This window comes from Streptomyces sp. VTCC 41912, from assembly GCF_045799175.1.
GTDB lineage: Bacteria > Actinomycetota > Actinomycetes > Streptomycetales > Streptomycetaceae > Streptomyces > Streptomyces albulus_C.
This window is the reverse complement of sequence record NZ_JBJMAB010000016.1, coordinates 104702-117773: the sequence shown is the minus strand read 5'-3', so window position 1 is coordinate 117773 and position 13072 is coordinate 104702. Positions and strand designations below refer to the sequence as shown.

12 protein-coding genes are annotated in these 13072 nt (G+C 70.4%); 6 read left to right on the top strand and 6 right to left on the bottom strand.

Going from position 1 to position 13072, the window contains the following annotated elements:
• Positions 1-29: 29 nt before the first annotated feature.
• The 3 genes from mctP to ACJ6WD_RS22680 form a co-directional block, all read right to left on the bottom strand.
• Positions 30-1700 (bottom strand): monocarboxylate uptake permease MctP, encoded by a 1671-nt coding sequence (gene mctP / locus ACJ6WD_RS22690; RefSeq protein ID WP_331247265.1) that lies wholly within the window; start codon positions 1698-1700, stop codon positions 30-32.
• Positions 1697-1954 (bottom strand): DUF3311 domain-containing protein, encoded by a 258-nt coding sequence (locus ACJ6WD_RS22685; RefSeq protein ID WP_016573178.1) that lies wholly within the window; start codon positions 1952-1954, stop codon positions 1697-1699. Before ACJ6WD_RS22685 ends, mctP begins: the two co-directional genes overlap by 4 nt.
• A gap of 218 nt (positions 1955-2172) precedes the next feature.
• The gene (locus ACJ6WD_RS22680) at positions 2173-2934 is read right to left on the bottom strand and encodes a GntR family transcriptional regulator (RefSeq protein ID WP_016573179.1); all 762 of its coding nucleotides are present in this window, start codon (positions 2932-2934) and stop codon (positions 2173-2175) included.
• Positions 2935-3175: 241 nt separating this feature from the next.
• Here ACJ6WD_RS22680 and ACJ6WD_RS22675 point away from each other — a divergent pair, with 241 nt between their 5' ends.
• The 4 genes from ACJ6WD_RS22675 to ACJ6WD_RS22660 all read left to right on the top strand — a co-directional run bounded on the left by ACJ6WD_RS22675 (position 3176) and on the right by ACJ6WD_RS22660 (position 7944).
• On the top strand, positions 3176-4444 hold the full coding sequence (locus tag ACJ6WD_RS22675; protein ID WP_016573180.1) for an extracellular solute-binding protein: 1269 nt from the start codon (positions 3176-3178) through the stop codon (positions 4442-4444).
• Positions 4445-4612: 168 nt separating this feature from the next.
• On the top strand, positions 4613-5587 hold the full coding sequence (locus ACJ6WD_RS22670) for a carbohydrate ABC transporter permease (protein ID WP_407616407.1): 975 nt from the start codon (positions 4613-4615) through the stop codon (positions 5585-5587).
• Positions 5584-6414, top strand: coding sequence for a carbohydrate ABC transporter permease (locus ACJ6WD_RS22665; RefSeq protein ID WP_233656836.1), 831 nt, complete (start codon positions 5584-5586; stop codon positions 6412-6414). The genes ACJ6WD_RS22670 and ACJ6WD_RS22665 overlap by 4 nt, the downstream gene beginning before the upstream one ends.
• A 3-nt stretch (positions 6415-6417) precedes the next feature.
• Positions 6418-7944: a glycoside hydrolase family 3 protein gene (locus tag ACJ6WD_RS22660; RefSeq protein WP_407616406.1), complete on the top strand. Its 1527-nt coding sequence runs from the start codon at positions 6418-6420 to the stop codon at positions 7942-7944.
• A 177-nt stretch (positions 7945-8121) separates the two neighbouring features.
• Here ACJ6WD_RS22660 and nagB read toward each other — a convergent pair whose 3' ends face one another.
• Both nagB and ACJ6WD_RS22650 read right to left on the bottom strand, forming a co-directional pair.
• Complete coding sequence (nagB, locus tag ACJ6WD_RS22655; RefSeq protein ID WP_233656834.1) at positions 8122-8904, bottom strand: glucosamine-6-phosphate deaminase; 783 nt, start codon at positions 8902-8904, stop codon at positions 8122-8124.
• A gap of 190 nt (positions 8905-9094) precedes the next feature.
• A complete protein-coding gene (locus ACJ6WD_RS22650; protein WP_407616405.1) occupies positions 9095-9868 on the bottom strand; it encodes an SDR family oxidoreductase in 774 nt (257 codons plus the stop codon).
• A 139-nt stretch (positions 9869-10007) separates the two neighbouring features.
• On the opposite strand from ACJ6WD_RS22650, the gene ACJ6WD_RS22645 reads away from it, so the two are divergent.
• Both ACJ6WD_RS22645 and ACJ6WD_RS22640 read left to right on the top strand, forming a co-directional pair.
• Positions 10008-10676 (top strand): TetR/AcrR family transcriptional regulator, encoded by a 669-nt coding sequence (locus ACJ6WD_RS22645; RefSeq protein ID WP_407616404.1) that lies wholly within the window; start codon positions 10008-10010, stop codon positions 10674-10676.
• A 359-nt stretch (positions 10677-11035) separates the two neighbouring features.
• A complete protein-coding gene (locus ACJ6WD_RS22640; RefSeq protein WP_016570327.1) occupies positions 11036-12508 on the top strand; it encodes a sensor histidine kinase in 1473 nt (490 codons plus the stop codon).
• Between the two features lie 199 nt (positions 12509-12707).
• Here ACJ6WD_RS22640 and ACJ6WD_RS22635 read toward each other — a convergent pair whose 3' ends face one another.
• The gene (locus ACJ6WD_RS22635) at positions 12708-12965 is read right to left on the bottom strand and encodes a WhiB family transcriptional regulator (RefSeq protein WP_003983230.1); all 258 of its coding nucleotides are present in this window, start codon (positions 12963-12965) and stop codon (positions 12708-12710) included.
• Positions 12966-13072 lie beyond the last annotated feature (107 nt).

Below are 13072 nucleotides of genomic sequence, written 5' to 3'. Positions count from 1 at the left end.
CCACGGCCCTCCGCCGTAGTTGACGGTGCTCAGTGCCCCGCCGGTGCCCCCGCCGTCGCCGGCGGCAGGTCGGCGGTGACGCCCGCGTCGCCGACGTCCGCGGTGTAGTCCCCCGGAGAGGTCTCGTCGGTGCCCTCGGGGGCCTTGAGGGCCTTCAGGACGAACGTCAGGACGACGGTCACCACGACGTTCAGGACGAAGGCGGTGAGGCCGATGTAGCCGATCTCGCCGATGCCGGGGATCTGGGCGTTGGAGCCGCCGAAGTGCTTCTGGGTCGGACTGGCCACCCCGTAGGCGGCGAGGGTGCCGTAGACCATGCCGACCGCCCAGCCGGCCAGCAGCGCCCAGCGGTGGAACCAGCGGGTGAAGAGCCCGCCGACCAGGGCCGGCATGGTCTGGAGGATCCAAATGCCGCCCAGCAGCTGGAAGTTGATCGCGACGGTCTTGTCCATGGTGAGGACGAAGGCCAGCGCGCCGACCTTCACCAGGAGGGAGACCAGCTTGGCGACCTTGTGCTCCTGCTCGGGCGTGGCGTGGGGCTTGAGGAAGTCCTTGTAGACGTTCCGGGTGAAGAGGTTGGCGGCGGCGATCGACATGATCGCCGCGGGCACCAGTGCGCCGATGCCGATCGCGGCGAACGCCACGCCCGCGAACCAGCTGGGGAACATGTCCTCGAAGAGCTGCGGGATCGCCAGCTGCGCATTGCCGTGGGTGTCCGTACCGGCCTTGATCGCCATGAAGCCGAGCAGCGCCAGGAGGCCCAGCATCAGGGAGTAGAGCGGCAGGATCGTGGTGTTGCGGCGGATGACGTTGCGGCTGCGCGAGGAGAGCGTCGCGGTGATCGAGTGCGGGTACATGAACAGCGCCAGCGCCGAGCCGAGCGCGAGCGTGGCGTACGCCCACTGCGCGTTGGGGCCGCTGGCCAGTTCACCGCGCGGTTTGCCGGTCGGCCCGTGCACGGCGAGTGTGTCCTTGGCGGCGTGGAAGATCTCGCCGAAGCCGCCCAGCTTGATCGGGATGTAGATGATCGCCACCACGATGACCAGGTAGATCAGCCCGTCCTTGACGAACGCGATCAGCGCCGGCGCCCGCAGGCCGGACGAGTAGGTGTACGCGGCCAGCACGGCGAACGCGATCAGCAGCGGCAGGTCCTTGACGAACCAGTTGGCGTCCGCACCGCCGCCGACGCCCAGCACGTCCAGGACGGCCTGGATGCCGACCAGTTGGAGCGCGATGTACGGCATCGTGGCGAGCAGGCCGGTGAGGGCCACCGCCAGCGACAGGCCCTTGGAGCCGAAGCGGCCGCGGACGAAGTCGGAGGTGGTGACGTACCCGTGCCGGTGCGAGACCGACCACAGCCGGGGCAGGAAGGTGAAGATCAGCGGGTAGACCAGGATGGTGTACGGGACGGCGAAGAAGCCGGCCGCGCCCGCCGTGTAGATCGCCGCCGGAACGGCCACGAACGTGTAGGCGGTGTAGAGGTCGCCGCCGAGCAGGAACCACGTCACCCAGGTGCCGAAGCTGCGGCCGCCCAGGCCCCATTCGTCGAGGTTGGCGGACTGCTCGGCCTTGCGCCAGCGCGCCGCCAGGAAGCCCATGACCGTGACGGCCAGGAAGAAGAAGACGAAGACGGCGAGCGCCACGCCGTTGACGCCCTGGGGGGCGGCGGCGAGCGTCGTGGTCAAGGGAGTCGTCGTCATGCCGCACCGTCCTTGCGGGCCCGCTGCTCACGCTGGACCAGCTTGTAGGCCACGGACGTCAGCACCGTCGAGATCAGCACCCACGCCATCTGGTACCAGTAGAAGAACGGGATTCCGATCAGCGTCGGCTCGATCCTGGCGTACGAACTCACCCACAGCATCGCGATGAACGGGGCGATCAGGCACAATCCGGCCACTACCCGTGTGGGGGTGACGACCGGTCTGCGGTCCGGTGGTGCGGCTTTCTCGGCCATGACCGTGGCTCCCGTCCCTCGTGAACTCCTGTGCAACCGGCTGGAAATCTAAGGCAGGGTCGTGGCACGCGTCACTAGCTGTCCGCATATCGGTATGCGGCGGTTACCGCACGGGAGTTGGGCGGACACCGGGAGGGACCGGATTCCGTGGCGTGCGGCGGCGGTCGGGCGGCGGGCCGTTCGGAATCCGTACGGTCGGTCGGCTCCGGGCGGGGGCGTCAGTCGGTCGGGCGCTGGAGGCGGGCGACGAACTTGTAGCGGTCGCCGCGGTAGACCGAGCGCACCCATTCGACCGGCTGGCCCTGGGCGTCCAGGGAGTGCCGGGAGAGCATCAGCATCGGCAGGCCGACGTCGGTGCCCAGCAGGCCGGCCTCGCGCGGGGTGGCCAGCGAGGTCTCGATGGTCTCCTCGGCCTCCGCCAGCCGGACGTCGTAGACCTCGGCCAGCGCGGTGTAAAGGGAGGTGTACTTGACGAGGTTGCGGCGCAGCGCCGGGAACCGCTTGGCCGAAAGGTGGGTGGTCTCGATGGCCATCGGCTCGCCGCTGGCCAGCCGCAGTCGCTCGATGCGCAGTACCCGGCCGCCGGGGGTGATGTCCAGCAGCCCGGCGAGCCGGTCGTCGGCGGTGACGTAGCCGATGTCCAGCAACTGGGAGGTGGGTTCCAGGCCCTGGGCCCGCATGTCCTCGGTGTAGGAGGTCAGTTGCAGCGCCTGGGAGACCTTGGGTTTGGCGACGAAGGTGCCCTTGCCCTGGATGCGCTCCAGGCGGCCCTCGACGACGAGTTCCTGGAGGGCCTGGCGGACGGTGGTGCGGGAGGTGTCGAACTCCGCGGCGAGGGTGCGTTCGGGCGGCACTGGGGTGCCCGGCGGCAGGGTTTCGGTGATCTCCAGCAAATGCCGCTTGAGCCGGTAGTACTTGGGCACCCGGGCGGTCCGCGCGCCACTGCCGCTGCTCTCGGCGCTGCCCGCCTCGGTGTCCATGACCCGCCTTTCCGATGCCTGTCGTGCTGCCGTCACCGGCTCCTCCGTACGTAGCGGCTCACATCGTGGCACGGACGGGGTGCCCATGCGTCCACGCGGGCCTGGGCCCGCCAGATGTCGGTCCGGTAACGGACCTGACAGCGACTCTTATACACCCTTGACACCCCTAAAGGTCTAGGCCAAGCTGCGGGAACTGGTCTAAACCATTAAAGCCACACCCGTCCTTGAGGGGGAGAGCGCGATGAAGCGTGGGCTCATAGCGGCGACCGCGGTCGCGGGAATGCTGGTGAGTGTCGCTGCCTGTGGGTCGAGCGGCAAGAGCAATGCGGGCGCCGATGGCTTCAAGGGCCAGAAGCTGACCGTATGGGTGATGTCCGGGTCCAATCCGGAACAATGGACCAAGCAGGTCTCCGACCAATTCAAGAAGAAGACCGGCGCCACGGTCGAATTCAAGGTCCAGCAGTGGAACGGCATTCAGCAGAAGCTGAGCACCGCCCTCTCGGAGGACACTCCGCCGGACGTCGTCGAGATCGGCAACACCCAGACCGCCGCCTACGCCAAGGCCGGGGCCCTGGTCGACCTCGGCGACCTGAAGAAGGAGATCGGCGCCGACTGGAACGACGCCTTCAACAAGGCCGCGATGGCGGACGGGAAGCAGTACGCCCTGCCGTGGTTCGCCGGCAACCGCGTGGTGATGTACAACAAGAAGATCTGGGCCCAGGCCGGGATCACCAAGCTCCCCACCACGCGCGCCGAACTCTTCCACGACTTCGACACCATCAAGCAGAAGACCGAAGCCGATCCGCTCTACCTGCCCGGCCAGAACTGGTACTTCCTCGACGGCCTCACCATCGGCACCGGTGCGCAACTGGTGAAGAAGGAAGGCGGCAAATGGGTGTCCAATTTCGCTGACCCCAAGGTCGCCAAGGCGATGGACATCTACAAGCAGTACATGGCGTTCAGCAGCGCCCCCAAGAACAAGGACGAGGCCACTCCGCAGCAGGCCGAAATCTTCGCCAAGGGGAAGACCGGCGCCCTCATCGCCATGGGCTACGAAGCCGCGACCGCCGTCAAGGCGAATCCGAAGATCAAGGAAGACATCGGATTCTTCACCATTCCGGGGGAGACCGCCGCCAAGCCCGAGGGCGTCTTCCTCGGCGGCTCCAACTTCGCAGTCGCCGGAATGAGCAAGAACCAGGAACTCGCCAAGGAATTCCTGAAGGTCGCGCTCTCCAAGGACAACGACGCCCAGATGGTCAAGGAATCCGGCTGGACGCCCAAGTCCCCGGCCCTGGCCGGCGCCGCCAAGGACAACCCGGCCGCCGCGGCCGCCGCCCCCGCCGCCGAGAAGGCGGGCGGCACCACCCCGCTGATCCCCCAGTGGGCCGCGGTGGAGAACGTGCCGAACCCGATCAAGAACTACATGACCGCGGTCCTGAACGGCAAGGCCCCGACCGACGCCGCCAAGGACATCGAGTCCGAGATCAACGCCCGGCTCGCCAAGGAGTAGCCGGCCACCGGACGCGTACGGGCCGGGCGGCCCTCCGGGGCCCCGCCCGTACGCCCGTAGCAGCGACCGCGGCCGCCGTCACCGCGCCGGGCCGGCACCCCGCGGTGCCGGCGGCCGCCTCCACCGCACCACCCGGCGCATCCACGGGAACGAGGGGACCACACGCTCATGGCAGTGCAGCTCGACGAAGCGGCGGGGAGGACCACGCCGCGGACCGGCAAGGGCGGCGCGCCGCCCGCCCGGAGCGGCCCCGGCGGCCGACGGAGCGCCCCCTACCTCCTGCTGCTCCCGGCCCTGCTCGCCACCGCGGTCTTCCTGGGCTGGCCCCTCGTCCGCAACCTGGTGCTCTCCTTCCAGAACCTCAACATGAAGGAGTTGATCCAGCACCTCACCGACTGGCGGGGCCTGGGCAACTACCAGGAGGTCCTGGGCAGCGAGCAGTTCTGGCGGGTCACCGGCCGCACCATCGTCTTCACCGCCGTCAACGTCGTGCTGATCATGGTGTTGGGCACCCTGCTCGGACTGCTGCTGGCCCGGCTCGGCACGAAGATGCGCCTGGTGCTGTCGGTGGCGCTGGTACTGGCCTGGGCGATGCCGTCGATCGCCGCCACCACCGTCTTCCAGTGGCTCTTCGACTCCCGCTACGGCGTCGTCAACTGGCTTCTGGAACACCTTGGTTGGCACGCCATGGCCCACTACGACTGGGTCGGCACGCAGCTGTCCACGTTCTTCGTGATCACCGTCCTGATCGTCTGGCAGTCGCTGCCCTTCGTGGCCCTCAACCTCTACGCGGCCACCACGACCATCCCCAAGGAGCTCTACGAAGCGGCCCGGATGGACGGCGCCGGCACCTGGAAGATCTTCACCTCCGTCACCTTCCCCTTCCTGCGCCCCTTCTTCATGGCCACGACGTTCCTCGAAGTCATCTGGGTCTTCAAGGCGTTCCCGCAGATCTTCGCGATCAACCAGGGCGGCCCGGACCGGCTCACCGAGACGCTGCCGATCTACGCCTTCACCGAGGGCGTCGGCAACCTGCACTTCGGCATGGGCGCCGCCATCTCCGTCCTGACCATCGTCGTGCTGCTCGCCCTCACCGCGTACTACCTGCGCCTGACCCTCAAGCAAGAGGAGGACGCGCTGTGAAGCGCTCACTCGCCGGCCGGATCTGGCCCAACGCGACCGCCGCCGTCCTCGCGCTGCTGTTCGTCTTCCCCGTGTACTGGATGTTCGCCACGGCCTTCAAGCCGACCCAGGACATCCTCAGCGAGGACCCGGTGTGGTTCCCGTTCCACGGCACCGTCTCGCACTTCGTGACGGCCGTGGACGCGCCGAACTTCTGGCGCCTGGCCGGGAACTCCGTCGTGGTGACCGTGGTCGCCGTCGGACTGTCGCTGCTGATCGGGCTGTGCGGTTCGTTCGCCATCGCCCGGATGCGGTTCAAGGGCCGCCGGGGCATCCTGCTGACCTTCATGGTCGCCCAGATGGCGCCCTGGGAGGTCATGGTGATCTCGATCTACATGATCGTCCGGGACGCGGACCTGCTCAACAGCCTGCTGCCGCTCACCTTCTTCTACATGCTGATGGTGCTCCCCTTCACCCTGCTGACGCTGCGCGGCTACGTCGCCGCGGTGCCCAAGGAGTTGGAGGAGTCCGCGATGGTCGACGGCTGCTCGCGCCGGCAGGCGTTCGTCAAGGTCGTCCTGCCCCTGCTGGCACCCGGCCTGATGGCCACCTCCCTCTTCGGCTTCATCACCGCCTGGAACGAGTTCCCACTGGTGCTGGTCCTCAACAAGGAGCCCGGCGCCGGCACCCTGCCGCTGTGGCTCTCGCAGTTCCAGACCCAGTTCGGCGACGACTGGGGCGCCACCATGGCCGCCGCGTCGCTCTTCGCCCTCCCGATCCTGATCCTCTTCCTGTTCCTGCAGCGCAAGGCGGTCGGCGGTCTCACCTCCGGCGCAGTGAAGGGATAGCCCATGGCCACCGTCAGTCGCTCCGCCGACACCCTCACCCGGGACGCGCTCGCCGTCCTCCAGCCCGGCTTCACGGGCACCACCGCCCCCGACTGGCTGCTGCGCCGCCTGGACGAGGGCCTGACGACCGTCGCCCTCTTCGGCCGCAACGTGCACGACGCCGAACAACTCTCCGCCCTCACCGGTCGGTTGCGCGACGTACGCCGGGACCTGCTGGTCGCCATCGACGAGGAGGGCGGCGACGTCACCCGCCTCGAAGTGCGCGGCGGCTCCTCCTTCCCCGGCAACCTCGCCCTGGGCGCCGTCGACGACCCCGACCTGACCCGGGCCGTCGCCCGCGAACTCGGCCGCCGCCTCGCCGACTGCGGCATCAACGTCAACTGGGCCCCCTCCGCCGACGTCAACTCCAACCCCGCCAACCCCGTCATCGGGGTCCGCTCCTTCGGCGCCGATCCCGCACTCGTGGCCCGTCACACCGCCGCCTACGTCCAGGGACTGCAGTCCGCCGGCGTCGCCGCCTGCACCAAGCACTTCCCCGGCCACGGCGACACCGACACCGACTCCCACCACGACCTCCCGCGCATCACCGCCGACCTGACGACCCTCCGGGAACGCGAACTGGTGCCGTTCCGCGCCGCGGTGGCCGCCGGCACCCGCGCGGTGATGAGCGCCCACATCCTGCTGCCCGCCCTCGACGCCGAGCGGCCCGCCACACTCAGCCCCGCCGCGCTGCACGGGCTGCTGCGCGCCCCCGCCACCGAGGGCGGCCTCGGCTTCGACGGACTGATCGTCACCGACGGCATCGAGATGCGGGCCATCGCCGCCGCCTACGGCATCGAACGCGGCAGCGTCCTGGCGCTCGCCGCCGGGGCCGACGCGATCTGCGTCGGCGGCGGACTGGCCGACGAGGACACCGTGCTGCGACTGCGCGACGCCCTGGTGCGCGCGGTCCGGGACGGCGAACTGCCGGAGGAGCGGCTGGCCGACGCCGCGGCGCGGGTCCGCACCCTGGCGCACTGGACCCGGGACGCGGGCGCGGGGGAGGGGACCGCGCCCGCGCCCGGGATCGGCCTGACCGCCGCCCGCCGGGCCGTCCGCCTGACCTCCACCACCCCGCACGAGCCGCTGACCCGCCCCGCCTACGTGGCCGCCTTCACCCCCCTCGCCAACATCGCCGTCGGTGACGAGACCCCCTGGGGCATCGCCGCCGAACTCTCCCGGCTCCTCCCCGGCACCGAGACCGCCGCCTACACGGCCGAGGACGCCGCGGCCGGGACCCGCGCCCTCGTCGACACCCTGCTCACCGCCGCCGGCGACCGCCCCGTCGTGGCCGTCGTCCGCGACCTGCACCGCCACCCGTGGATGGCCGACGCCCTGCACGCCCTGCTGGTCGCCCGCCCCCGCACCGCCGTCGTCGAGATGGGTGTCCCCCAGGCCCCGCCCCAGGGCACCCCTCACCTCGCCACCCACGGCGCCGCCCGCGTCTGCAGCCAGGCCGCCGCGGAGGCCCTCACCGGGCACCGCCCCTGACCGGGCACGGGCACGGACCCTGACGGGACACCGCCCCGACGGACACCGCCCCCGACGGACAGCTCCCCGGCACGGAGTTGCCCCCGCCCCGCCCCCCAACGCACCGAGGGCCCGCGTCGGCGCCCGCCCCTCAGGGGCCGGCACCGGCACGGGCCCTCAGGCCGTCGGTCGGTGCCGTCAGAGCCCCTGCCACGCCGGCTTGGCGGCGTAGGTCGCGCGGAAGTAGTCGGCCAACTTCAGCTTGGACGCCGCGGCTTCGTCGACGACGACCGTGGCGTGCGGGTGCATCTGGAGCGCCGAGGCCGGGACCAGCGCGGCGACCGGACCCTCGACGGCCTGCGCCACCGCGTCCGCCTTGCCCTCGCCCGTGGCCAGCAGCACCAGGTGGCGCGCCTCCAGGATGGTGCCGATGCCCTGGGTGATGACGTGGTGCGGAACCTCGTCCGGGCTGTCGAAGAAGCGGGCGTTGTCCTCCCGGGTCTGCTGGGTCAGCGTCTTGATGCGGGTGCGGGAAGCCAGCGACGAGCAGGGCTCGTTGAAGCCGATGTGGCCGTCGGTGCCGATGCCGAGCAGCTGGAGGTCCACCCCGCCGGCCTCGCGCAGCGCCTCGTCGTACGCCGTGCAGGCGGCCTGCACGTCCTCTGCCGTGCCGTCCGGTCCCATGAACGCGCTCTCGTCGAGCCCCAGTGGCTCCACCACCTCGCGCAGTACCACCGAGCGGTACGACTCCGGGTGCCCGGCGGGCAGGCCCACGTACTCGTCGAGCTGGCAGATCCGCGCGCGCGAGGCGTCCACCGCACCGGCGCGGACCTTCGCCGCCAGCGCCTCGTAGATGGGCAACGGGGTCGAGCCGGTGGCCACGCCGAGCAGCGCCTCGGGCTTGCGGCGCACCAGGGTGGCGATGGCCTCCGCGATGAGCGCGCCGCCTGCCGCGGCGTCCGGGACGATGACAACTTCCACGCTTGGCCTGCCGTTCTGGAGAATGGGCTATGTGGTATAGACCAATCTAACAGAGAAGGCCGTCCCTGACCCCGTGGCGTCGCTGAACGCAAGGGCACGTTTTCCTGACCGTTCCCCGTCGCCGTGGTGACCGCGGTCGCGGGGGCGGACGGAGTGCGGCGGCGGGATGACGAGGCGGGGCGCGGGGCCGTCAGAGCAGGGCGCCGCCCGTGGCGTCTATCCACTGGCCCGTCACCCAGCGGCTGTCGTCCGAGGCGAGGAACCCCACGATGTCGCTGATCTCGGTGGGTCCGGCCACCCGCCCCAGCGGAGAGAGCGCGCCGGTCGCGGCGCGGGCCTCGGCGTTCGTCTCGCCGCGCAGCCAGCCGGCGTTCATGTCGGTGTCGACCGCGCCCGGTGCCACCGCGTTGACCGTGATGCCGCGGGGGCCGAGCTCCTTCGCCAGCGAGCGGGTCAGTACGTCGACGGGACCCTTGGACATCGCATAGGCGATCAGATCCGACCGCGCGGCGCCCTGCGTCAGCCGCGTGGAGACGTTGACGATCCGTCCGCCGTCCCGCAGGCGGGACAGTCCCTGCTGGATCACGAAGAACGGTGCGGTGGAGTTGACCGCGAAGAGGTGCTCGACGTCGCCGCGCGTCATCTCGCCGAACGGGCGCAGGGCGCCGTCCAGCGTCTTGTTGATCCCCGCGTTGTTGATCAGGATGTCCACTCCGTCGGCATGGGCGTCGAACGCGGTCCACAGCGCCTCCGCGTCGCCCGGCTCCCCGAGTCCGGCGCGCAGCGTGAACGCCTCGCCGCCCGCCGCCTCGATCGCCGCGACCGTCTCCTTCGCCGCCGCCTCGTCGCGGGCGTAGTGCACGCCGACCCGGGCGCCGTCGCGCCCCAGTCGCTCCGAGATGGCCCGGCCGATCCCCCGGCCGCCGCCCGTCACCAGTGCCGTCCTGCCGCTCAGAGCACCCATCGTGACCCCTCCCCTTCTTCTGCGCGTCCGCGCGCTTCCTGCGCGCGGACGTCCGCTGGTCCGGCGAGCCCTTTCTGTAGTGCTCGCTACACAAAAACCGTAGCACGCGTTTCTTATCGACCGCTATAGAATTCACTCCATGGTGGCCAAGGAGACCAAGCAGCGCGGCCGACCCCGGTCGTTCGACCGGGACACAGCACTGGAGAAGGCGGTCCGCTCCTTCTGGGAGCACGGCTACGAATCCACGTCCATCTCGGACCTCACCCGCGAGATGGGCATCAGCGCCCCCAGCCTCTACGCCGCCTTCGGCGACAAGCGGGCGCTGTTCGACGAGGCGATCGCCGTCTACGGGCAGCTCTACGGCGGCTTCATCACCCGCGCGCTCGCCGAGGAGCCCACCGCCCGCCGCGGCGTCGAGCGGGCCCTGCGCGAGGCCGCGGCCGAATACACCGTCCCGGACCGCCCCCGCGGGTGCATGGTCATCAGTGCTGCGCTGAACACCGCCCCCGCCTCCGCGGAGGTCGCCGACTCCCTGCGGCACAAGCGGCAGTCGAACCTCCGCGAGATCGAGCGCGCGATCCGGGCGGACGTCGCCACCGGCGAGCTCCCCGCCGACACGGACGCGTCGGCACTGGCCGCGTACGTGAGCGCGATCGTCGCCGGGATGTCGCAGTCCGCGCGCGACGGCACGGACCGCACGACCCTGGAAGCGGTCGCCGCCCTCGCGATGAACGCCTGGCCGAGCGCGGCGGAGGCGCGTGCGGAACGGCCGCACACGGCAGGGCCGTCCAAGGGGGAGCGGGCCTGACACCGGCCCCGAAAACACCCGCGGGCCGCGGCGCCGGGACAGGACCCTCAACCTGTCCGGCACCGCAGCCCGGAGCTGACATCGGCCGGCCCCGTGGTACGGGCGGGGCGCGCCCCCTGTGCGGTTGGGGACGCGGTCCCGTCCTGGGACCGGTCGATCGGAGGCCCGGGCGCAGTCAGGGCAGAGAGCGCCGTGGGCCTCGATCCGCCCTCCTGTGCGGGGAGGGCGGAGGCTTCAACGGTCCGGGGTTTCCCCCGGGGTACCGCACCGCACATTCTGGACTAGACCATTCTGCCGTGTCCATGGCCGTGCAGGCACAACACATACCGTACGCCGGTAGGCTCCCAGGTGTGCCCTCGATGAACGATCTCGTACGCCAGCACACCGCTCTGAGCGACTCCGACCTGGAGTGGCTACACCTGTTGGTCTCGGAGTGGCAACTGCTCTCGGACCTCTCCTTCGCCGACCTCGTGCTGTGGGTGCCCACCCTCGACGGCACCCGCTACGTGTCGGTCGCCCAGATGCGGCCCAACACCGGACCGACCTCCTACCAGGACGACATGGTCGGCCACCTCGTGCCCCGGGGCCGCCGGCCGATGCTGGACTCCGCCCTGGACGAGGGCCGCATCGTGCGCGAGGGCGACCCGGAGTGGCGCGAGGAGGTGCCGGTGCGGGTCGAGTCGATCCCGGTCCGCCGCGAGGGCCGGGTCCTCGGAGTGATCGCCCGGAACACCAACCTGCTCACCGTGCGGACCCCCAGCCGGCTGGAGTTGACCTACCTCCAGAGCGCCTCCGACCTGGCCCAGATGATCGCTGCCGGAACGTTTCCCTTCCCCGGTCAGCAGGTCGACATGGATGCCTCGCCGCGCGCCGGCGACGGACTGATCCGGCTCGACGCCGACGGCGTCGTCCAGTACGCCAGCCCCAACGCGCTCTCCGCCTACCACCGGCTCGGCCTCGCCGCCGACCTCGTGGGCCACCACCTCGGCCAGGCCACCGCCGAACTGGCCCCGGCCCGCGGCCCGGTGGACGAAGCGCTGGTCAAACTGGCCAGCGGCTGGGCCCCGCGGGAATTCGAGGTCGAGGGCGACGAGGGCGTGATCCAATTGCGCGCCATTCCGCTCAAGCCCAAAGGAACGCATATCGGTTCACTGGTCCTGTTGCGCGACGTGACCGAACTGCGACGCCGCGAACGGGAACTGATCACCAAAGACGCCACCATCCGGGAAATCCACCACCGGGTGAAGAACAATCTCCAGACGGTCGCCGCCCTGCTGCGGCTGCAGTCCCGCCGGATGGAATCCGAGCAGGGCCGCGAGGCGCTCAACGAGGCCGTACGCAGGGTCGGTTCGATCGCGATCGTGCACGAGACGCTCTCCCAGACGCTCGACGAACGGGTGGAATTCGACGAGATCGCCGACCGGGTGCTGGCCATGGTCGCGGAGATCGCCCCGGGCAAGGTGACCACCCGCCGCACCGGTCGCTTCGGCATCCTGGACGCCGAGGTGGCCACCCCGCTGTCGATGGTGCTGACGGAGGTGGTCCAAAACGCCCTGGAGCACGCCTTCGACCAGGAGCAGCACGGCACCGTCGAGGTCACCGCGGTGCGCGGCGGCAGCCGCACCGAACCCCGGCTGCTGGTCACCGTCCAGGACAACGGCCGCGGCCTGCCCGAGGGGTTCGACCCGCACCGCACCGGAAACCTGGGGCTGCAGATCGTACGGACCTTGGTGGAGGGGGAGTTGGGCGGGACGTTCGACATGGTCCGCCGGCCCGAGGGCGGCACCCAGGTGCTCCTCGACCTTCCGGTGCGCGCCGAGAAGCAGCACTAGCGGCCGGGGAACGGGGCCGCGGGGCGGGCGCGAGCGGGAAGCCCGCACCCCGGCCGCGGCCCGGGCACAGCAACAAGCCCCGGACCGACGTGCGGTCCGGGGCTCAAAGCTACTGCGATGCGATAACGACCGGGTATGAGCTCCGGGCGGGCATCGAAGGTACTGCGCGCTGCGGCTCGGGGGCCACGGGGCGGTTGGCTCAGGCGCTGGCGTTGCGCGCCCGGTTGCGAGCTGCACGGCGCTTCATCGCGCGGCGCTCGTCCTCGCTCAGACCACCCCAGACGCCCGAGTCCTGGCCGGACTCGAGCGCCCACTGCAGGCACTGCTCCATGACGGGGCAGCGGCGGCAGACGGCCTTGGCTTCCTCGATCTGCAGCAGCGCGGGACCGGTGTTGCCGATGGGGAAGAAGAGCTCGGGGTCTTCTTCGCGGCAAACGGCGCGGTGACGCCAGTCCATGGCTGCTCCATCTCCTCGTGTGACGGGAACGTTGCTTGTGAATGTGAACGCTTTCACGAATCCCTCCACAAGGGAAGGGCCGAAAGCCAGTCAAGGACTGGTGCGGT